Here is a 21,473-nt window from a genome sequence, read left to right as displayed (position 1 = left end):
CGAATGGCTACACACACGTCATGTCAGCAGAATGCGTTGCCGGAAATAAAAAAATCCCGCCGCAGCGGGATTGTGCTGTACCCCGCTCCGGGGGAAGCGGGTCGCACAGGGGGAATCATCACAGATCAAAGCGATCCAGCTCCATGACTTTGCTCCATGCAGCAGCGAAGTCACGCACAAATTTCATCGCATTGTCCTGCTGCGCATACACTTCAGCGATCGCACGCAATTGCGAATTTGAGCCAAACACCAGATCCACGCGGCTTGCCATCCACTTACGCTGACCGGTTTTACGGTCTGTGCCCTCAAACAATTGCGCAGACTCGTTCACAGGTTTCCAGCTGGTTTGCATGTCCAGCAGATTCACAAAGAAATCGCTTGTCAGCTGACCGGCACGGCTGGTGAAAACACCGGTGTCAGAACCATCGGCATTGGTGCCGAGTACACGCAGACCGGCAACCAGTACGCTCATTTCCGGTGCGCTCAGTGCCAGCAACTGGGCTTTATCCACCAGCAAAGCTTCGGCAGGCATACGGTAAGTCTGTTTCTGATAATTACGGAAACCATCCGCAACCGGCTCCAGCACAGTGAATGATTCTGCATCGGTTTGCTCAGCTGTTGCATCCGTACGACCCGGTGTGAAGCGCACGCTGACTGCTTGTCCGGCTGCAGCCGCGGCGGCTTCGACTGCCGCTGTACCGGCCAGAACGATCAGATCGGCCAGCGAGACGCGGATATTGTCACTGCGGCTGGTGTTGAAGCGTGTCTGTATGCCTTCGAGCACGGACAATACACGTTGCAATTGTTGCGGACGGTTCACTTCCCATTCACTTTGCGGTGCCAGACGGATACGTGCCCCGTTTGCGCCACCCCGTTTGTCGGAACCACGGAAGGTCGATGCCGATGCCCACGCAGTCGATACCAGTTCTGCAATCGTCAAACCGCTGGATAAAATGTCCTGTTTCAGCGCAGCAATTTCTGTTTCACCGATCAGTGCATGTGTCACGGCAGGCAAAGGGTCCTGCCAGATCAGTTCTTGTTGCGGCACTTCCGGGCCAAGATAACGAGCTTTCGGGCCCATATCGCGGTGTGTCAGCTTGAACCATGCGCGGGCAAATGCATCTGCAAATGCTGCAGGGTCCTGATGGAAGCGACGGGAAATTTTTTCATACGCAGGATCAAAACGCAGCGACAAATCCGCTGTCGTCATCATCGGTGCATGCTTTTTGGACGGATCATGCGCATCCGGAATCATGTGTTCCGGCTTCACATCTTTCGCTACCCACTGATGTGCGCCTGCGGGACTCTTAGTCAGTTCCCATTCGTAGCCAAACAGCATGTCGAAATAACCGTTATCCCATTGAGTAGGGTTTGGTTTCCATGCACCTTCGATACCACTGGTGGTCGTATGCACACCTTTACCGCTGCCAAACTGATTAATCCAGCCCAGACCCTGCGCTTCTATCGGTGCGGCTTCCGGTTCAGGGCCAACCAGTGAAGGATCGCCTGCGCCGTGGGCTTTACCGAAGGTATGACCACCGGCTACCAGTGCGACGGTTTCCTCATCATTCATCGCCATACGGGCAAAGGTTTCGCGTACATCACGGCCTGAGGCAACCGGATCAGGATTGCCATCCGGACCTTCCGGATTCACATAAATCAGGCCCATCTGCACAGCTGCCAGCGGATTCGCTAGTTCGCGATCACCGCTGTAACGGCTGTTTTCTGCTTTGCTGTTAGCCAGCCATTGTTTTTCCGAACCCCAGTAAATGTCTTCTTCCGGCTGCCAGATATCTTCACGGCCACCGGCAAAACCAAAGGTTGTAAAGCCCATCGATTCCAGTGCCACGTTACCGGCCAGTATCATCAGATCTGCCCAGGAAATCTGATTGCCGTATTTTTGTTTGATCGGCCACAGTAGACGACGTGCTTTATCCAGATTGCCGTTGTCCGGCCAGCTGTTCAGTGGTGCAAAACGCTGATTGCCAGTGCCTGCGCCGCCACGGCCATCTGCAGTACGGTAAGTACCGGCGCTGTGCCATGCCATACGAATGAATAAACCACCGTAATGTCCCCAGTCTGCCGGCCACCAGTCTTGCGAGCTGGTCATCAGCGCTGTCAGATCCTGTTTCAGGGCTGTGTAATCAAGGCGTGCAAACGCTTCCGCATAGGTGAATTCGCCACCAAGCGGATTAGATGCAGGATGATGCTGATGCAGAATGGCAAGATTCAGCTGGTTCGGCCACCAGTCACTGTTGGAACGCGCACTGGCGACGGCTTTGTTGGCGTGTTGTGCAGCAAACGGGCATTTGGATGGTGTACTCATGATTTGCTTCCTTTATTCGGGTTTCGTGTGACAACATCGATAGATTAGACAAATCAAATAACTACTTCCAATTGTATTTGACTATAAAAAGAATAGGTTTTTCCTTTTTGCTATGAAAATCCCGCACCGCCACTCATAAAACACACCACCCGGTTTCGCCCTTGCTCTTTGGCCTGATACAGCGCGACATCGGCTGCAGCAATCCATTTATCAACGGTGTTTTCTTCCGTTGTCAGCTGTGCCAGACCCGCACTGATCGTGACAAAGAACTCATCTTTCCGGCCAGGCGCTTCATAACTGACACTGGCCACCGCCACACGGATTCGTTCCATCACAGCCTGTATTTGTTCCATACCGGTTGCGGCAAACAAAATCACAAATTCTTCGCCGCCGAACCGTGCGACCACATCTGTATCCCGCACGCCGCTATCCAGCGTCGCTGCGACTGAACGCAATACTTCGTCGCCAGTAGTATGTCCGTAGCGGTCGTTCACCCGCTTAAAAAAGTCGATATCGATAATTGCCATGGTTGAAGGCGTTCCGTAGCGCCGGAAAAGTGCCAGAAAATCAGTGGTCTTCTCAAAAAAACCGCGCCGGTTCAAGATGCCGGTCAGCGTATCCGTCACAGCCAGTCTGGCTAACTGCGCTTCGGTTTGCATGCGTTTCTCTTCTTCATCCCGGGTATGAATCAGCGCCCCCAGACTCAGCACCACCGGTGACAGTAACTCAATGGTTTCGTTACTGAATCCCTGCGAGCGGTTTGCCAGCGCCAGCAAACCGGTCAGTTCGCCATTAAAAAAAACCGGAATACCCAGATAGTTTTCCGGCTGCGGCATTCCTTCGGGAAAACCGTTCTGTGCAACTGCGGGTGGGTTGAAGTACATTGCCCTGCCCTCACGCACCAGTTCAGACAGCAAATTCTCCGATTCCAGACCCGCACTGGTGCGTGCCGCGCCATTCAGCGCAGGATGCGGATGTTCACCGAACACATCCAGCACTGCGCTCAGATAATAGTCAAGACGGCCACTGGCATCTTTCCTGACCAGTGCAATACAGCCCAGACTGCATTGCAGCAGGGTCAGTAACTGACTCAGCATCAGATCAAATGCCGCATGCAGATCCCGGTTCAGCATAAATTGCTGCTGCGCCTGCTGGATGATATTCAGCAGGGTTCTGCGTTCATTCAGCGCACTTTCGGCCTGTTTCCGTGCGGTGATATCGATGTACGAGCCCATCAGGACAAAGCGACCTGGCGTATCGATGCTTTCAATAAAAGCACCGCCGCTCTGCACCCAGACATACACACCCTCGCGATTCCGTATCCGGTATTCCACCGAACGCAGACGCGGCTTTTCATGCGGAAAGCGTTGCCGGTTCTGCAATTCCTCCTGCGTTGCCGCACTCACGTAGGCACGGTCATCCGGATGCATCAGCGCCACCCAGTCCCGTTGAGCAATACGTAATTCTTCAGCCGGAAAACCCAGTATTTCCGCCATACGCGGACTGACGCGCCGGATCTCCGTCTGCGGATCATACGACCAGGTACCGATCGCAACCGAATCCAGTCTGACATACATTTCCAGCCTTGCACGCTCGAGTTGCTGCTCTACCGCCTTTTGCGCTGTGGCATTCAGCAAATAGCAGTACACAGACTGCAAATGCCCGTTGGTATCGTATTCCGGATAGCTGAACTGACTGATCCAGACCGGTTTATCTTTCAGCTGAAACGTCAGTTCCTGCTCTGCGGTATCCGGTGCTCTGTGATGGCTGAGTATTCTCTGATATGCCAGTGCATCATCCGGTGTCAGCAGACTCAGGAATCCGGAATCGGTTGCTGAAATGAATAAATCATCGCCGAGTAAAGTTCTGGCCTGATCCGAAACATAGGTGATCCGCATCACTGGCCCCATATGCCAGACCAGCATGCCGAAAGGGCTGTGACGAAAAATGTCCGGGCGGGCGGCGGCGCGCATTTTCAGATACGCTGCGGTCAGCACCGCTGCTGCCAGTGCCGAAAAACGGGCAAGATTTGCGCGAAAACCTGCCTCCTGAAAATCCGGATGCGGTCGCTGATCAGTCAGACAAAAAACACCCACCGGCTGATTTTCAACGCATAAGGGATATCCGGCATACGCTGCCACAACGGCATTTCCTGTCGCCCCTGCCTCGTTCAGCATCAGTTCACTGATCAGCAGCGGTTCACGATTTTCCATCACCTGCAGGCAGTAATGGGTGCCCGGTTCAGGTAATGCTTCCGGCGTACCGGAGCTGCCTTTGATACGAAAATGTCCAGCATCCCGGATTTTGACCACGCAGCACTGCACCTGAAAAAAACTGGCAGCGACTTCGCACAGCGTATTCAATTCCTGCTCTGTCACGGCATACATCAATTCCGTTGCGCTGATACGACTGTCAATCTGATGAGGCATCCGCTACTCCTGTACTGACTCACTGGCATGGCCTGTTAACAACGAACGCTTGAAAACTTGTGTCGAAATAATGTCTTTTGAAAGTTAATTTGGCATGATCGTGCGACTCGTTCTACTATAGGAAAAACAACAATCCTTTGCTGGAAATTTGCCCTTTCACCTGCAATGAGCAGGGTTATTCGGACTACTAACCCCAACCTGGTCAGAAAACAATGAAGTGCACTTTGACTGACAATGATTCAACCGCATTTTTCCCCGTTCAGGGGCAACAACGGTAATGAACAGCTTGCTTCGCTACCGGCGCCTGATATTCACCGCTGCGGTGCTGCTACTAGCGGGACACGCGGGTACGGCTACAGCCCGACATACGCAGCTGACACAGCAGATACAGGAAACCGTGTGGGAGGTCGCGGTAGATGAGGCACTGGCACCGTATTCTTTTTCCTGCGGACAACAAGTTGCGAAAGGTTCAGATATCGATTTGCTGCAGGATGCGGCAAAGCTGGCCGGAGTCCGCTTAAAGATCGTGCCATACCCATGGAAACGGGTCTTGTATCTGGTGCAGAACGGACAAGTTCCGTTCGCCTTACCTCTGTTTTATAACGAAGAGCGTGCTGGCTTTGCACATTTTATTGCCCCGCTGCATCAGGGCGTTCCGACACTGTTCATACGCAAAGAAAAGCTCAGGGAGTATACGTCTCTGCAGGCACTGAAAGGAAAGCGCATCGGGTACAGCCGTGGCTATGCGCTGCCTTCGGAATTTACCGAAGCCATACAAAACGGTGTGATTACCGGCGATGAAGTCAATTCCAGCAAACAGAATATGCAAAACCTGATGTTGCAGCGTATTGATGGCTTTATTGCCAGTTACACGACGACGCAATTTGATCTGCGTTTCACCGAAGAAAACGAAAAAATCGTCGCCCAGCCCGCCATCGCTTTTGGCGGCAGAGATGCGTTTCTGGTCGCTTCCAAAGCGTATAAAGCGGATGGTTTAGAGAAGGCAATGAACAGCCTGAAAACAGCACTGACTTCGCTGAATCCCGGTGGCAGGGCTGAAAAGTATATTCAGCCGTATCTGGACAAAAACGCACCGGCACCCTGCCAGCCCTGAGTTTATCGTCTGAAAACAGGAAAAAACACCGGTGAATGCCTGGAAATGCCCCAAATGCGGGGTTCAGCACAGCGATTTGCCGGACGTCGGCAGAAACTGCGGGCGTCCGGAAATGCTGAATGACGATATTTGCACAATATCGGGTGTAAAACTGTGGGAATTCGTCCGGCAAATGCAGCTCAGGTGACGCCGGACAAAACACTGACACGAAGGAAAAGGCTCACGCTTCCGCCAGCGCCTGCTCCAGATCGGCAATCAGGTCATCAATATGCTCGATACCAATCGACAGACGCACAGTATCCTCGGTGACACCGGCTTTAGCCAGTTCTTCCGGATTCAGCTGGCGGTGCGTAGTGGTCGCCGGATGGCATGCCAGCGAACGCACATCGCCGATATTCACCAGACGGGTGAACAGTTTCAGTGCATCCTGAAAACGTGCACCGGCTTCACGACCACCGGCTAATCCGAAGGTCAGAATGCCGGAAGGACGGCCACCCAGATATTTCTTCGCCAGCGCATGATCGCGGTGATCCGGCAATCCGGCGTAATTCACCCACTCCACTTTCGGATGCTGTTGCAAGTGTTTCGCAATCGCCAGCGTATTCTCCGTGATGCGGTCGAGGCGCAGTGCCAGTGTTTCTATGCCTTGCAGTATCAGGAAGGCATTAAACGGCGACAGCGCCGCACCCATATTGCGTAAGGGAACAACCCGCGCACGACCTATGTAAGCTGCTTCGCCCAGTGCTTCGGTATAGACCACACCGTGATAGGACACATCCGGCTCATTCAGGCGGCGGAAACGTTCCTTATGCTGCGCCCACGGAAACTTGCCGGAATCCACGATAATGCCGCCGATCGACGTACCGTGACCACCCAGATATTTGGTGAGCGAATGCACCACGATATCTGCACCATGCTCAAACGGGCGCAACAGATACGGCGACGGCACTGTGTTATCCACGATCAGCGGCACACCGTGTGCATGCGCGATTTCCGCCAGCACCGCGATATCGGTGATATTGCCCAGCGGATTGCCAATCGATTCCGCGTAAATCGCTTTGGTACGCTCATCAATCAGCGCCGCAAACGATGCCGGATCACGCGCATCTGCAAACCGTGTCTCAATGCCGTACTGCGGCAAGGTATGCGCAAACAGATTGTAAGTACCGCCGTACAAGGTTGCCGCAGAAACGATATTGTCACCGGCTTCGGCGATGGTCTGAATCGCGTAAGTAATCGCTGCCTGACCGGAAGCCAGTGCCAGCGCACCGATGCCCCCCTCCAGCGCGGCGACACGTTTTTCCAGTACATCATTGGTCGGATTGGTGATGCGGGAATAAATATTTCCCGCGACCTTCAGGTCAAATAAATCCGCGCCGTGCTGCGTGTTATCGAAGGCATACGCGACTGTCTGATACAACGGTACAGCTACTGCACGTGTCACCGGATCTGGCTGATAGCCAGCGTGTACTGCAAGCGTTTCTGGTTTCATTCGCAAGCGCTCCAAAGATGAGTGAACAAACTCCCATCTTAAGAACGAAGTGCTGCGATTGAAAAATAATTAAATTGCATAAACTTATACGCCACGACGCATCTTCCGCGTTCGGACTCATGCGTTGTTACCGGTCAGGATGCTTACTGACCGGTATCGTCTGATACCGGTACTGGCGGTGAACGCAGCCATTGCGTTGCAATCCATTTTTCTCCGGTGATCACCATATCACCACCATGAAAACTGCCTCCGCGCGGACTGGCATCCGGATAACTAAAAAAGACAGCGCTGCCTTTACGGGCTTTGATCTTCATACCCAGATTCCAGAAATAAGTATCGCCGCCACGCTCCGGTGTATTCAGATACATAATCAGCGTCGCGACACGCTGACCGCTGTAGCTGACGATCTGTTCAAAATCATCCGCACCGGGCTGAAAATAATCGTAATGCGGCTGATACTGGTCACCCGGCAGATAACGCTGAATCTGTAAGGTTTCGCATTGATGCAAAGGCCAGTTCAGCAATTCCGCTGCCCGTTTTTGTACGGTCTGCACGATAGATTCGCCTGTATTCAGCGATGCACTCATGCTGGTGCGAATCGCCCGGTCCACTTCGCTTGCTGCATCATTCCCGCTCATCACCACTGATGCCTGAAAAGTTCCGGCTGAAGCGCAAAGGGCATCGCATTCCGCATCAGATAAGAAACCATCCAGCAAAACAATGCGCGTTGCAATTTGTTCAAATGCAATGCAAATTTTCCGGTCTGACAGAGCAATCGTCGCACCGCTACCCTGTGTATTGATATCAGGGCAAGGCAGGGTCGCAGACGGTGGCAAATGAAAAATCCGGCGCTGATTGCCTTCAAGATTCCATACCGCTTCCGTAATCCGGTGCGCAACCGGCAAACTGTAGCCAAGTTCTCCCGCCAGTAAAAACACACACTGGGTATAGGTTTTTCCCTGCGCTTTGAATTGCAGCAGGGTTTGCTGTATCTCTTCCGTGAATTGCATGACAGACCTCGTTTGGTAACAGAAATCCGGCTACCATCACATGGCGTGCAGTAACCGGCAGATCTGCCATTGTCAGCAATGCAATTGCAAGGAACTAGAGTGAATTCCGGTCGTCTGCAGTGTTTTCAGGCCTTACCGTTTACTGCTGCAAACGCCCGTCCACCACACGGACGGTGCGGTCACAACGCTCTGCCAGTTCGGGGTTATGAGTGACGAACAGGATTGCGGTGCCGTGTGCACGGCTGACTTCACGCAGCATGGAAAATACACTCTCGGCGCTTTGCGTATCCAGATTACCGGTAGGCTCATCTGCCAGTAGCAATGGCGGGTCCATTGCCAGTGCGCGTGCCACGGCCACCCTTTGCTGCTGTCCGCCGGATAAGCGATTGGCTGGCTGATCTTTCCAGCGCGTCAGACCGACGCTTTCCAGCAGAAATTCAGCGCGGGCGCGCATAGCATCATCCGGAAATCCGCGCTGGCCCAGCATCGGCATCATGACATTTTCCAAAGCAGTAAACGCAGAAATTAAATGGTGATACTGAAACACAAAGCCGATCGTTTTTCCGCGCAAATGGGTCAGTGCAGCATCATCCAGCGCGATGGTGGACTCGCCTAAAATACGCAAATCACCTGCTGTAGGTCTGTCCAGCAAACCGACAATATTCAGCAGCGTACTTTTACCAGAACCGGACGGTCCCATCACGGCGCAAAACTCTCCCTGCGGCAATATCAGATCAATACCATGCAGGACTTCGTTTTCTATCGGCGTACCGACATTAAAGGACTTGCGAATGCCGGACAATTCCATCACCGGCACACTGTTTTTCTGATCGGGCAGCGTATTCATGGTCAGTCTCTCAGGCGCGGATAGCAATCACAGGGTCCAGCCGTGCAGCACGTAAGGCCGGTGCCAGCGCAGACAACAAGCCGGTCAGCATGGCCAGAATGACTGCACCACCGAACAGCGCCGTATGAAATTCCAGTACCCACATCGGCGTGCCGTCGGGATTACGCGCAAAATGCTCCCATAGCAGCAAACCGGTAGCGCCGAGCGAACAACCAATCAGTGAACCACCCAGCCCGAGCAACCCGCCCTGCAACAGAAATACTCTGAGAATTTTTCCCTGCGTGATCCCCATCGCCCGCAAAATCCCGATTTCGCGCGACTTCTGAACAACCGACACCACCAGTACGCTGGCAATACCAAAAGCGACCGACAAACCAACAAAAAAACGGATCGCGGTATTGGCGGTGGTTTGTGCGCTGATCGATGCAAAAAACTGGGCGTTGTTATGGATCCAGCTGTCAGCCTCGATGCCGGTCAGGCGCGTCATCTGGCGCGCCATGTCTTCCGCCGCCCAGACATCACTGACCGTGACTTCGAGCGTGGTTGCGCCGCCCGGCAAGCCGAGCAGACTTTGCACCGTACGCAGCGCAACAAAAGTGGTGCGCTGATTAGCACCGCGACTGCCCAGATCAAAAATACCGGACACCGTCAGCACCATCGCAGAACCGTTACCGGTATCGAGCCGGACTTTGTCGCCAAGCGAAACGCCGAGATCCGTTGCCAGATCAGTACCGATCAGCACATCGCTGGCCCACAAACGCGGCTGACCTTTGACGATTTTTTCCGGAATGGCGACGATACGAAAATAATCTTCCGCTTCCACACCAACCACCGACACCGAACGGCTGCCACCACCACGGGTCAGCAATGCCGCGCCGGACAAAGTCGGCGTCACGACTTGCACACCATGTATCGCCTGCAGCGTTTTTTTCACCGATTGCCACTGGTCGATGGAGCGCACCCTTTGCACGGGTGCCTGAATACTTGCGGCCTCCTGCTCACGCAACGGTCTGGCCTGTTCTTTCTGATTCAGTAACTGCACATGGGATTGGCCGGTCAGCACGCGCTTGATGAAATTACCCTGCAGACCGATCAGTAACTCCGACATAAACACAATCACCGCCACACCAATGGCGATACCGCCCATAATAAACGCAGTTTGCATGCGCCCTTCTTTCAGAAAACGCAGCGCGACTATCCATTCAAACGGCAGCCAGTTTTTCATGTGCCCTCCGCTTACTGCGCCGCTACACGTACGCGCTCACCGGCTTTCACCGCAGACTGCGCAGACAAAACCTGATCACCCTGCACCAGACCGTCCAGTACTTCGGTTTGCCCGCCTGCACTGGCGCCGGTCCGTATCACCCGTTTTTCCGCTTTGCCGTTACTGATCAGCATCACCGACGGTTCACGACTGTAAGGTTCCCGGATTGCGGCGCTATCAATCAGTAATGCCTGCGGATGACTGGCGACCTGAATATCCACCGACGCTGTCATGTCCTGCCGCATTTCAGGCGGTACTTTCAATACATCCAGCTTCACAGTCACAGCACCGGTCTGCGCATTCACCGCCGGATTGATGTACACCAGTTTCGCCGGAAAACGCTGTTCGGGAAACGCATCCAGCGATGCCAGTGCATCCTGCCCAATTTGCAGGTGACGCATACTCTTTTCATCGATCTGCACCACCAGTTGCGGTATCGCCTGCGGGGACAAGGTCATCAGTAATTTCCCTGCCTGCACCAGATCACCGGGCTCCACCTGCCGCGCGATCAGCACGCCATCGGCTGGTGCGGTAATGCGGGTATAGGTCACACGGGCTTTGGCAGCCGCAGCACTGGCTTTCGCGGTTTCCAGTGCTGCCAGCGCCAGTGCGGTATCACTGCCTTTCGGCGCCGTGCCAGCTGCGTGACGTACTGCCACCTGCAAAGCGGCTTCCGCCACATCGTGATTTTTTTGTGATTCGTCGAGCGCTGCCTGACCGATAAATCCGCGTTTGAATAAATCCTGCTGCCGCTGATGCTGGTTGCGCGCCGTATCGCGTGTGACCATGGCCTGACGCAGACTTTGCTCCGCCACCGGCGCATCCACCTCACGCAATTGCCTGAGTCTGGCTTCGGCCTGCGCAATTTGTAATTCTGCCTGTGCCAGCAATGCTTCACTTTCTCTGGCATCCAGTGCAATCAGCAACTGTCCTTTGCTGACCTGCTGACCTTCAGCAACAGGAACACTGACAACCTGCGCGGTTATTTGCGCCCCCAGATCAATCCGGTGCGGCGTTTCCACCCGTCCGCTGGCGACCACGGTCTGAATGAAATCCTTGCGCTGCACCGTGTACACATCCTGTTGCGGATGACTGCTGTTAAACCAGAGCACACCACACACCAGCACCACCGGTGGCAGCAAAAACCACCAGCGCATTTTTTTCGGGGTAGTCGTCGTATTTTCCATCTGTGGCATCTCCGGCGAAGTCTGATTGTATTGTTTCAGGCGGTCTGCAGCAGGCGTTTGCGCCAACACAAGGATGAGGCAGGAAACTCTGATCGTAACTGAGATAATTTACAAGGCTAACACATGTCACTGACATGTCAGTTAAGCAAAAAATCCCTTTTTTACACTAAAACAAACCCGCTCCGGGTCTGATGACGGGTTGGTCATAGCTGGCACAAGGTTTGCAATGGTCATGTTGTCGGCTAGCGAACTGTTTCGCACTGACTCTTCTCTCAACCAATTTAAGGAGCATCGCAATGACAACGAACACAGTTGGCGGCTGGTCTGCTTGGGGTCCTGTTACACCGGAAGAAAAGATAATTTTCGTAGAAGCGACACACGGCTTGCTCGGTGTAAGCTATACACCGCAAATGGTTTCGACACAGGTTGTGGCCGGAACCAATTACCGTTATAAATGCCTTGCTTCCCTGGTAAGCCCTGCTATTGGTCAGTGGGAAGCCATCGTACAGATTTATCAGCCGCTGCAAGGTGCACCGCACATCACACATATCACGCCAGTGTAATCAAAGTGATCCGTGTGATCCGCAGTAGAAATTGAAAGTCAGAACGATGCCATGCGTACGGTGTGCCGCATGGCATTCTCCTCACCACGAAAAAATCAGCTGCGTCCCTCGTAAGCCGCCAGTCTTTGCTGTTCCTGCGGACTAAAAAACTGGTTACGCAGCGATTGCAATGCGATCTGTTGTGACGGCGTCAGCACCGCTGGCAAATGCAAGGGGCCGTCCGGCAATTGCAATGCCTGTCGCAAGGCTTGCTGATAAAGCTGAATGCGATTTGCCCACTGTTGTTCTTCGCGATCCAGTTCTTGTAAGCGATACGCGGCGTCAGCAGAAAATTGCATGGCGCGGAACTGATAAACATCCTGCTCGCTGGCACCGGATGCACGCATTTGCGCTACCTGCTGTTCCACATTCTGAATCCTTTGCGGCGCTTCGCGCTCTTCTTTTAAGCGCGCCGGTAAGTTCGCATCCAGCCTTGCATAGGCTTGCTGTTTCTCTGCAAGACTCAGCTTAGTGTCTTCAAAAATTTCCATACGCCGTACAGCATCGGCATCGCGCATTTCTTCCAGCGCAAACAAGGCTAACGCATCTTTCTCGGAAAACATACTGACCCGCAACTGATGCAGACGTGACAGACGTGCCCGCAGTCTGGCGGCCGTGTTCAGTTTTGTTTCTGATGAGTTTTCTGCTTTTTCCAGCGCCAGCAAGGCTTTTTTATAGTCCAGATAACGGTTCAGCAATTGCTCCGCCTGCGCCAGTGCCTGCGACGAAGGCTGCAAACGCTGACGCAATTCTGCACGAATTGCCTCCAGAATTTGCGGCAGGGGTTTTTCGCCCTGCGCAGACAGGTAATAGTCGAACAGATACAGTAACTCCGGATCGACCTGTAACTGATCATGCCGTATCGTCAGTTGCCCGTCAGGACGGGTTCCCTGCATGGATTGTGCAAACACGGGTGCAGAAGCAGAATTCAGCGCAGCCGCAGGCACACCGGCCGCCGGTTCTGTCAGGAACCAGACAAAACCGGTGACGGTCAGAAAAATGCCCGCCGCAGCGGGCAATACCGGCAAGCTGCGCATTACAGGCCCATGCCCTGCAGACGGTTGGCGTGCTGACGGAACACCGACACCGGATTTACTTCAAACAGATTCACAATGCCTACGCTCTGATTGATTTCATCCGCATGGTTCATCGCATAATCATCGCGGATCACTTTACCCAGATGGCTGGAGCACGAAGAAACCAGACCGTCGTTTTTCGCGCCACCAAATGCCAGCCCTGTCACTGCTAGCGCGGGGTCCAGAATGTCCAGCACATTGGTGTAATTCGACGCACCGCTCCACGAAAAATATGCAACGCCATTGACCTGATAGGCGCCTTCCCCGCAAGCCGTTGTTGGCAAACCAGCCGGATGCGCAGCATTGAATTTTGCCGAACCCGCCGTCGATAAAGATTGCGCAGCAGCCAGAGAGTTTTGCGGCAATGTGGAACTACCGGACAGCAGCGACAGCAATTTACCAAGTCCGGTTGCGATAGTGGTAATCACATCGCGTGACAAACTACCCGGAGGCGCGATGCCCAGCAGAATATCCGCCACGGCAGAACCCTTATTCACACCCGCGACCGAGGTTGCCGACGCCACCAGATCCGGCCTCACAGAAGCCACATACCGAATAGTTGGCCCACCGTGGCTGTGACCAATCAGATTCACTTTCGGTTTACCGGTGACCGCGACGATTTTTTTTACTTCCAGCAAGAGCTGTTCGCCCCGCACTTCGGTGCTGTTAGCCGCCGACACTTGCGGCGTGTACACCGTTGCGCCGCCGGAACGCAGTGCGGACGGAATGCCGTAAAAATATTCGACCGGCCCGATGTTATCGAAGCCAAACAAACCGTGCACCAGCACAATCGGATAACGGGTCTGGGTGTAAGCTGCTGCCTGAGTCTGTGCTGCGGTCAAGGTGGCGCTGGCGGCCAGCAACAGTGCTGCGATACGACGAACTTGCATGGGTGTCTCCTGGTTATTATGGGTAGATACGGACTGCAAAGTGACGCTGCAGTGAGTATAGAAGTCCCCGTTGCCAGTGTGACATCTCATTCGGTTTTCGGCGTGTTTTTAGAGTATTTAATCTGGATTTAACTGATGTTTACGCGACATTCAATGTGATTTAAGCGACGTTAAAAGATTTTGCATCGCAACAGAATCTACCCGGAATACATAGCAAAAACGCCGGAAATGCTGAATATTTCAGCAATCCGGCGTTATTTGCAGTGCAACAACCCTATTCTCTGATGACTTACTGATTAATGTGCCGATTCCACCGCACCGACCGGGCGTATCCGCACCGCCAGAATCACACCGGATACCAGCAATGCGATACCGGCCAGTATCTGCAAAGGCGGAAATTCACCACGCAACACAAAGGCGTACAGCAACGCAAACAGGGTCTCAAACACAATCAGTTGGCCCGCCAGCGCAGTTGGCAAACGCTGGCTCGCTTCGTTCCAGCACAAGGTGCCCAGCCACGATGCTAACAAGCCCATCGCCAGCATCAGCAGAATGAATTTCTGCGGCGTCGGGCCGAACGGAAATGCCACGCCGCCGCTTTCCGGCAGCAAACCGATACCCGCCATCAGGATGGCCGACAGTGGCAACGTCATCAAACCTTGCGCCGTCGCCCATGAGCGCGGGCTGCGGTCAGGATGATTACGCAGCCAGTCTGCATTGCGCACCGGATACCAGGTCCAGCACGCCACCGCCAGACACGCCAGCAAAACGCCACTGCCATAGGTTTGCAGCGACCATTCGCCAGTCTGCTGCATGCCCTGCATTTCCGCATGATTGACCAGCAAAATGCCGCTCAGGATCAGCACCAGCGGAAACGCCAGCAAACGCCACGGCAACTGCCCGTCGCGCTGCACATTACGCCGGTTCGCAGTAATCGCAATCACCACCGGCAAGGTACCGATGATCATGGTCGGCAATGCGCCACCCGCACGCTGAATCGCGCTGGCCAGACACAGGTAGTACAGCAGATTGCCCACCAGCGCCAGCTTCAGCGCCTCGCGCCAGTCTGCTGCCGACAAACGACGCAGATTGTGCCGGTCCAGCCAGCCCAGCGGCAGTGCAATCAACCCGAAGGCCAGATAGCGTCCCGCAGACAACAACATTGCCGGATACTCCGCCAGCATCAGCGGCGCAATAAATACCAGCCCCCACAACATCCCTGCAATCAGCGCAAACCCTATCCCCGCCGCCATACCCTCTCCGCCATCAGCCTGCCCGCAGGCACAATCCCCCAACATACCAGAAGCCCCCGCAAAACCGCCAGCAAAACCGGTTTTCAAGCAAAAAATGGCTCAAATGCGGTGTTCAGCACAGCGATCCGGCGGTCGTCGGCAGAAAGTCAGGGCTTCCGGAAATAGCAGATGACGATATTTGCACAGCCGATAGATCAGGATGTGCGCCTTATCCGGTTCTCAGGCAAGGTCCGGTAAGTAATGGCACGCCATACCCATTCCATCGGCCCGTAACGGAAACGTGCCAGCCACCAGTGACTGAAAGCGATTTGCAGCAGGGCGACGGCAAACACAAATACCACCTGCTTGGCGCGCTCCATGCCATACCAGCCCAGACCGTAGCCGTAAAACACCGTACTGGCGATCAGACTTTGCCCTAAATAATTGGTCAGCGCCATGCGTCCGTATGGTGCTAAATGCCGTAAGTACCTGGCACAGCGAGTGTGCATTAAACACACCAGCAGTGAGAGATAGCCTAAGCAGCCGGGTAAATCGCTGAGATCCCGCATGCTAGTGCTCAGACTGAATGCTTCGTCATTTTTCCCGGGAAAGTGTTCTGTTGCAAAGTAAGCAGACGCTAGTCCTATACTCCATCCGACCGGAATGCCTGTCCATGCCATTTTTTTAAACTGCGATAAATAAGCTCCCGTATTCTCCATCACACCCAGACGCATGAGACCGAATCCGATCAAGAACAGGGCAATCACAGTAAGCGACGCCCAAATTCGTCCGCCATAATTATCCGCAAATTCGTATGCACGAAACTTAACTAACTCAATATATGCGTTAATCTGAACAAGCCGGACTTCTTCATCAGAATCATCACTTTGGTCATCCCCCTTATCGCTACTGTTCTGTTGCTTCTTTTCCGGATTTTTCAGTGTTTTCTTATCTTCAGTTTTCTGCGCAGGCTTGGCTGATCCTGCAGCACTGGCCATGTCTGCCGCTGCTGTCTTTTGATCGTTTTGAGAATTCTGATGAATCCGGGATGTAACGGTCTCCGTTTGATCGACGGTAACATACTGATACGCAGACATTGCAACGGCAACCACGAAGATACTGAGATAATAAATCACGCCAACGGCAAGTGGCCTTTGTTCCGGCTTGCGATGAAAGCGCTTCAGTACATAGCTCAAGACAAAACCAAATACAGCAATCAGCAATACGATCAGCGCGACATCTTTTTTTTCTGTGAACGCTGCAATTCCTCCCGCGACTACCATTAATAAAGAAGCACTAACCGCATAAAAGCCATGTACGATGCCCCTTTCATTGCGTAAATACAAAGCGATCCAGGCTGCCAGCGCAAATACGGCGGCAATACTGAAGAAAGCGCTCATAGCGGGAAAGAAAGCAATTACGCCGAATAACACCGTACCTGATACAAAGACCCTGACTGACGCAAATAAAATCAGTAATAACATACTGGCAGTTACGGCGTAGCAGTACAAAATATCGCAGGACCACAAAAAAGTGTTATGCAAGATACCAAACACCGCCAGCGCAGCAACCCGTCGGATATATGGTTTTAAGAATTCACTGCCGCTGGCTTGCGCACGGGTCAGCATCACAGCAAACCCCATACCAAACAGGACAGAAAATATGGTCCAGAATTTGCCCGTGACAAAATACTGAATACCAACAGCCGCCAGCCAGTTCAGTCCTGCTAAACCATGCGGAATACCTTCACCAATTTCGTACGTACTGCGGTTAAAAAACTCGATATTCATCAGAAAAATACCGATCAGCGCAAATCCGCGTATCACATCCAGCACTTCAATACGCTCGTTGCTGGCGATTGGCGTCATCGGGGATTTTTGTTGAACCGGCTGAACTTGCGTCTCCGTCTCGGTTTGATGCTGTACTACCTGTTTTTGCTGCAACTGTGATTCAGAAATATCCGCCATCACGTTATTAACATCTGACTGCATAAAATTTTTCTCAAAACTCACAAAAGAATACCTGTAGCCTGCACGATATCAGGCTTAAAAAATTCAATGATTCCACGACTGAAGTTGAAGCGCCATTTCCTGTAGCGCATAGCTTAGGGCAAAAAATGCCTCAAATGCGGTGTTCAGCACAGCGATCTGGCGGTCGTCGGCAGAAAGTCCGGGCTTCCTGAAATAGCAAATGACGATATTTGCACAATCAACACGCGGGGATACAGGCTGCTCATCCGTCAAAATGAACAGCCGTTTGCAGGCATCCCCTGCAAACGGCTGATTACATCCATCGTTTCTGCGCGCTTTCTTTACTTCATCTGCGCTGTTAACTCCGCCACGGCGCGTTCGAGTACCGTATCGGTTTTCTGGCGCAGGTCTTTCAGCGTCTGGAACGATGAAATGTCCGGAACAATACCGGTGCCGACAAATGCCGTACCATCGGGAAAACTGTCATTCTTGGTACAAACACGTGCCTCACCGCCTCCCGGCAAGGTAAAGCCCAGTGGCTGGCCGGTACTGCCTGCTGTCAGTCCACCAATCACTTTGCCGCGCTTCATGTTTTTAAAGGCGACGACAAAATCTTCCGCGGCAGAAAAGGTTTGGCCGCCAGCCAGCACGACCACAGGACCATTAAAATGCAGCGTCGGATTCGGAGAAATGGTCAACTGCGGGTAGGTGTATTCCTTGTTGACATTGTTATGAATGCGGGATGCGGCACGGTAATTCCGGACCGTCGCTCTTGCAGCTGTAAAACTGCCATTTGCCAGCGTGCGCAGGATTTCAAAACCAACATTGCCACTACCGCCACCGTTGGCACGCACATCCAGTATCAGCGCTTTGGCGCTGGAAATTTTGCTGAAATCATCGATAAATGCCTTGGCCACTTCAAAATTTCCAAAACTTCCCAGCGTGACGACGGCAATGCCATCATCGCGCATCACCAGCTCATAATTGGCATCGCCGGACGATAAGCGGTCTTTATACGGTGCACGTTTTACCGCTTGCGTCACGGTTTCACCGCTTTGCTTTTGCAGCGTCAGCGTCAGCGTCAGGCTCTCGCCTGCTTTGCCAATCAAAAAACCGTATTGATACAGGCGAACATCCATATCTTGCGGCGTCGGGGAAGAGACAAAAGGCGCTATGTTTTTCTCCATATACAAACGCACCGGTAAGCCATTGACGGCCAGCACTTCGTCACCGGCGCTGATCCCGGCCTTTTGTAACTGTGCATCCCCGACCTGACGCAGGATCACCTTGCCTTCAACCAGCTCCGTCAGAATCTTCGGCTTGGCATAAAACATATCCAGTTCTTCGTCCGGCGGATATACATTGGTATGCCCGTCTTTCAGAAGCGCCACCATTTCCATCAGCGTTTGGTAATACGCGACATTGTCTTTTGCCGCACGCACCTTCGGCAGATATTGTAAGTACAGCTGATCCCATTGCAGCGACTGCAGTTTTTCCGGGAATGCAAAGTTGAATTTGATTTCTGACCAGACTTTGGACAGGCCTGCCACACGCTCATCTTCACTCAGTTTCGCTTTATAGCTGCCTGTCCATTGTTTGCCGTTCCAGAACTCTTTTTCCGCTTGCTCTGCTGCTTCAAATTTTTTCACCAGCGGCGCCCAGCGCGGATCAGCGTGCAGTTTTTCAAAATTCTTGCTGTTGCGAATCTGATTCACATTCGTCATCTTCGCCTGATATGCCCGTTCCAGCCAGGCAAAGGCCGCGTCAGTTTGCCCTGTTTCGGCGGCAATCACCGCCGCAAAACGGGCGGAAGTGAACATCGACGGATCAATTTCATAAGCTTTACTGAAATATAGCTGCGCAGTCGTCATGTCATTTTTTTGAGCCGCATTTAGACCAAGTACTTCATTTTCGGCGGCGGTATGCGCAAACTGCAGTTCTGCTTTTTGTATATCAGCAGCGAATATGGGCAACGGCATTGCAACGATAATGCAACTCATTAACAGCACAGGTAATAATTTTATTTGCATAAGAATGAAATTGGTAACGGTCGGGATATACAGCGGGACAAGAGCAGGACTGCTTAAAAAGCAAATGTGGTGAAGAAGATAATTATATCGCTCTATATGCACTATTAACTGAAACTTAAATTGAAATACGCCGCATCTATAAAAAAATGTACGGGGGGACAATTTCTTTATTTCGAACAGACACTGCCGTACAGCTCCCTTCGCCATCACACGCACTAGACCTTTCGGCTGAGATAAAGAGCAAAGTTTCGACACAAAATGCCTCAAATGCGGTGTTCAGCACAGCGATCCGGCGGTCGTCGGCAGAAAGTCCGGGGCTCCGGAAATAGCAAATGACGATATTTGCACAGCGTTTGTCCGTATCATGCTACTCACACCGTCCTGCCATATCCCGGATTACCTGCCACGGCGGCATGCATTTCTTACCTCTGCAGCTTCTGCATGCCCGTCTTCCGGCGACTGCCTTCCCCTTGTTTTTCTGATACGCCCCCCGAACTGATCTGACTTGCCATCCGGCGCCATCGGCAAATGGATGTCCTGTATGGCACTGGCGGTGAGCCGGTTTCTATGTGAATCGGCGATTTACGTGCCAGATGCCGTGCTTTGACGGGCATTTATTGGCGAAATTTCATGACTTATGAGCGAAATTGCATGAAGTTTTGACTATTTCGGCATGTACGATGCGGATTTACCACGGTGAGTGGCGGAATTTCGCAACATCGCATTTCTTGTTGTTTGACATTAGATGTCATATATCTGTACACTGGTTTCACAGTTTGCTGCTGCAGGACGAGCCGGAGACTGATCTTGAACACACTAACAATGAATTCTGAACCTAGAGGAGTGACCATGAATCTGAAGCGTAAGCTGATTTGCAGCAGTATCCTTGCACTGAGTTCCACATCCGCACTGGCAGCGGACCTGAATCTGCCGTTCACTGTGTTTGGCCAGTTTGAATATTCGATCAGTGACCGCGCCGGTGTGAAAGAGCAAGGTGACAATCAGCACCGCCAGCGCAGCCATCCGGGCTTGTTGCTGGAACTGGGCAGTCAGCTGCCGCTGAAGACCAGCATGTTCACGACAGAAATTTTTGTGTCGACCAAACTGGTATCCGGCGATGCGAATCCTAGCTGGACCAATTCTGTCGGTAACCGCGAGGCATGGGGCGCGCTGAACAGCAATGAATTCGGTAAGTTCCGCTTTGGTCGTCAGTGGGTAGACACGTATATCAACATCATGGACCCGTATGCTTCCGGCGGTAACATCGGTGAAATGAGTGAACTGGGTACCGGCGTTGCGAAAGGCTATCCGGCTGGTCTGACCCGTATTTCGAATGCAATCTGGGCAGACAATTCCCTGACCTACACCAGCCCGAAACTGGCAGGCACCACTACGATACGCGGCCAGTATTACTGGAACGGCGTCAGCTTTAATGATGAAACACTGGCTTCCGGCACAGCACCGAATGTCGCACCGAACACCAAAGGTGCTAATGGTTACGTACTGGCTGCACGTTATGAAATTCCGGCGGTGCGTATTGATGCCAGCTTCGGTGGTCAGAAGCAAAATCTGAGCGGTGCGAAATCCACCGATGGCGTGGTGATTGGTAACGGCGTGTATGACACCACACAACTGGCACTGGGCGCGATGGTGCCGGTCGGCGATCATAAAGTCCGTTTCCTGATTAATCAGGATAAAACCAAGCTGCCAGCAGGCAATACCGTAAAAGATACAGAGCTGATTCTGGGTGGTCATATCGCAGTGACGCCGGCTTTCCACCTGCGCCCTGTCTACATCAATCATAAGGTTGATGGCATTGGCGCGAACACCGCCGATTTCCAGCAAGTGCGCGTAGAACTGGGTTACAAGTTCAATATCGGCGAGCCACATGGCGCAACTACGCTGTGGGCGCGTCCTATGTACCGCAAATGGGCGACCGGCGAAAAATTCACTGAATTGCGTGTCGGCTTTACCAGCAACTTCTGATGTATGACTCGGAGCGCA

General features: G+C 52.9%; 15 protein-coding genes. 3 read left to right on the top strand and 12 right to left on the bottom strand.

Annotated elements, in window-relative coordinates; translation table 11 throughout:
- Positions 1–118: 118 nt before the first annotated feature.
- Both katG and KDM89_RS06715 read right to left on the bottom strand, forming a co-directional pair.
- On the bottom strand, positions 119–2,326 hold the full coding sequence (gene katG / locus KDM89_RS06720; protein WP_212687162.1) for a catalase/peroxidase HPI: 2,208 nt from the start codon (positions 2,324–2,326) through the stop codon (positions 119–121).
- A gap of 110 nt (positions 2,327–2,436) precedes the next feature.
- Positions 2,437–4,755 carry a sensor domain-containing diguanylate cyclase gene (locus tag KDM89_RS06715; protein ID WP_212687161.1) on the bottom strand — a complete coding sequence of 773 codons (2,319 nt, stop codon included), beginning with the start codon at positions 4,753–4,755 and terminating at the stop codon, positions 2,437–2,439.
- Positions 4,756–5,032: 277 nt separating this feature from the next.
- Here KDM89_RS06715 and KDM89_RS06710 point away from each other — a divergent pair, with 277 nt between their 5' ends.
- Entirely contained in the window at positions 5,033–5,869 is an 837-nt protein-coding gene (locus tag KDM89_RS06710) for a substrate-binding periplasmic protein (protein ID WP_212687160.1), read from the top strand.
- Between the two features lie 220 nt (positions 5,870–6,089).
- On the opposite strand, the gene KDM89_RS06705 is transcribed toward KDM89_RS06710, so the two are convergent.
- The 5 genes from KDM89_RS06705 to KDM89_RS06685 form a co-directional block, all read right to left on the bottom strand.
- Positions 6,090–7,361, bottom strand: a complete 1,272-nt coding sequence (locus KDM89_RS06705; RefSeq protein WP_212687159.1) for an O-acetylhomoserine aminocarboxypropyltransferase/cysteine synthase family protein — start codon at positions 7,359–7,361, stop codon at positions 6,090–6,092.
- Positions 7,362–7,504: 143 nt separating this feature from the next.
- Positions 7,505–8,371 (bottom strand): 2OG-Fe(II) oxygenase, encoded by an 867-nt coding sequence (locus KDM89_RS06700; RefSeq protein WP_212687158.1) that lies wholly within the window; start codon positions 8,369–8,371, stop codon positions 7,505–7,507.
- A 139-nt stretch (positions 8,372–8,510) separates the two neighbouring features.
- The gene (locus tag KDM89_RS06695; protein ID WP_212687157.1) at positions 8,511–9,218 is read right to left on the bottom strand and encodes an ABC transporter ATP-binding protein; all 708 of its coding nucleotides are present in this window, start codon (positions 9,216–9,218) and stop codon (positions 8,511–8,513) included.
- A 10-nt stretch (positions 9,219–9,228) separates the two neighbouring features.
- Positions 9,229–10,443, bottom strand: coding sequence for an ABC transporter permease (locus KDM89_RS06690; RefSeq protein WP_212687156.1), 1,215 nt, complete (start codon positions 10,441–10,443; stop codon positions 9,229–9,231).
- Positions 10,444–10,454: 11 nt separating this feature from the next.
- A complete protein-coding gene (locus KDM89_RS06685; RefSeq protein WP_212687155.1) occupies positions 10,455–11,669 on the bottom strand; it encodes an efflux RND transporter periplasmic adaptor subunit in 1,215 nt (404 codons plus the stop codon).
- A 296-nt stretch (positions 11,670–11,965) separates the two neighbouring features.
- Here KDM89_RS06685 and KDM89_RS06680 point away from each other — a divergent pair, with 296 nt between their 5' ends.
- On the top strand, positions 11,966–12,232 hold the full coding sequence (locus KDM89_RS06680; RefSeq protein WP_212687154.1) for a cystatin family protein: 267 nt from the start codon (positions 11,966–11,968) through the stop codon (positions 12,230–12,232).
- Positions 12,233–12,327: 95 nt separating this feature from the next.
- On the opposite strand, the gene KDM89_RS06675 is transcribed toward KDM89_RS06680, so the two are convergent.
- The 5 genes from KDM89_RS06675 to KDM89_RS06655 form a co-directional block, all read right to left on the bottom strand.
- Complete coding sequence (locus tag KDM89_RS06675; RefSeq protein WP_212687153.1) at positions 12,328–13,308, bottom strand: lipase secretion chaperone; 981 nt, start codon at positions 13,306–13,308, stop codon at positions 12,328–12,330.
- Entirely contained in the window at positions 13,308–14,237 is a 930-nt protein-coding gene (locus KDM89_RS06670; RefSeq protein WP_212687152.1) for a lipase family alpha/beta hydrolase, read from the bottom strand. Before KDM89_RS06670 ends, KDM89_RS06675 begins: the two co-directional genes overlap by 1 nt.
- A 296-nt stretch (positions 14,238–14,533) precedes the next feature.
- Positions 14,534–15,490: a DMT family transporter gene (locus tag KDM89_RS06665; protein ID WP_212687205.1), complete on the bottom strand. Its 957-nt coding sequence runs from the start codon at positions 15,488–15,490 to the stop codon at positions 14,534–14,536.
- Between the two features lie 194 nt (positions 15,491–15,684).
- Entirely contained in the window at positions 15,685–17,460 is a 1,776-nt protein-coding gene (locus KDM89_RS06660) for a DUF418 domain-containing protein (RefSeq protein ID WP_212687151.1), read from the bottom strand.
- Between the two features lie 320 nt (positions 17,461–17,780).
- Complete coding sequence (locus KDM89_RS06655; protein ID WP_212687150.1) at positions 17,781–19,310, bottom strand: S41 family peptidase; 1,530 nt, start codon at positions 19,308–19,310, stop codon at positions 17,781–17,783.
- Positions 19,311–20,318: 1,008 nt separating this feature from the next.
- On the opposite strand from KDM89_RS06655, the gene KDM89_RS06650 reads away from it, so the two are divergent.
- A complete protein-coding gene (locus KDM89_RS06650; protein WP_212687149.1) occupies positions 20,319–21,455 on the top strand; it encodes a porin in 1,137 nt (378 codons plus the stop codon).
- Positions 21,456–21,473: the final 18 nt, after the last annotated feature.

It is taken from the genome of Cognatundibacterium luofuense, from assembly GCF_018139685.1.
Classification (GTDB): Bacteria; Pseudomonadota; Gammaproteobacteria; order Burkholderiales; family Burkholderiaceae_D; genus Undibacterium; species Undibacterium luofuense.
The sequence above is the reverse complement of the archived record's forward strand: the minus strand, read 5'-3'. Positions and strand labels throughout refer to the sequence as shown.

Excerpts from the sequence above, each read along its gene's own strand:
- katG (WP_212687162.1), bottom strand. The coding sequence starts at position 2,326 with ATGAGTACACCATCCAAATGCCCGTTTGCTGCACAACACGCCAACAAA.
- KDM89_RS06715 (WP_212687161.1), bottom strand. The coding sequence starts at position 4,755 with ATGCCTCATCAGATTGACAGTCGTATCAGCGCAACGGAATTGATGTAT.
- KDM89_RS06710 (WP_212687160.1), top strand. The coding sequence starts at position 5,033 with ATGAACAGCTTGCTTCGCTACCGGCGCCTGATATTCACCGCTGCGGTG.
- KDM89_RS06705 (WP_212687159.1), bottom strand. The coding sequence starts at position 7,361 with ATGAAACCAGAAACGCTTGCAGTACACGCTGGCTATCAGCCAGATCCG.
- KDM89_RS06700 (WP_212687158.1), bottom strand. The coding sequence starts at position 8,371 with ATGCAATTCACGGAAGAGATACAGCAAACCCTGCTGCAATTCAAAGCG.
- KDM89_RS06695 (WP_212687157.1), bottom strand. The coding sequence starts at position 9,218 with ATGAATACGCTGCCCGATCAGAAAAACAGTGTGCCGGTGATGGAATTG.
- KDM89_RS06690 (WP_212687156.1), bottom strand. The coding sequence starts at position 10,443 with ATGAAAAACTGGCTGCCGTTTGAATGGATAGTCGCGCTGCGTTTTCTG.
- KDM89_RS06685 (WP_212687155.1), bottom strand. The coding sequence starts at position 11,669 with ATGGAAAATACGACGACTACCCCGAAAAAAATGCGCTGGTGGTTTTTG.
- KDM89_RS06680 (WP_212687154.1), top strand. The coding sequence starts at position 11,966 with ATGACAACGAACACAGTTGGCGGCTGGTCTGCTTGGGGTCCTGTTACA.
- KDM89_RS06675 (WP_212687153.1), bottom strand. The coding sequence starts at position 13,308 with ATGCGCAGCTTGCCGGTATTGCCCGCTGCGGCGGGCATTTTTCTGACC.
- KDM89_RS06670 (WP_212687152.1), bottom strand. The coding sequence starts at position 14,237 with ATGCAAGTTCGTCGTATCGCAGCACTGTTGCTGGCCGCCAGCGCCACC.
- KDM89_RS06665 (WP_212687205.1), bottom strand. The coding sequence starts at position 15,490 with ATGGCGGCGGGGATAGGGTTTGCGCTGATTGCAGGGATGTTGTGGGGG.
- KDM89_RS06660 (WP_212687151.1), bottom strand. The coding sequence starts at position 17,460 with ATGCAGTCAGATGTTAATAACGTGATGGCGGATATTTCTGAATCACAG.
- KDM89_RS06655 (WP_212687150.1), bottom strand. The coding sequence starts at position 19,310 with ATGACGACTGCGCAGCTATATTTCAGTAAAGCTTATGAAATTGATCCG.
- KDM89_RS06650 (WP_212687149.1), top strand. The coding sequence starts at position 20,319 with ATGAATCTGAAGCGTAAGCTGATTTGCAGCAGTATCCTTGCACTGAGT.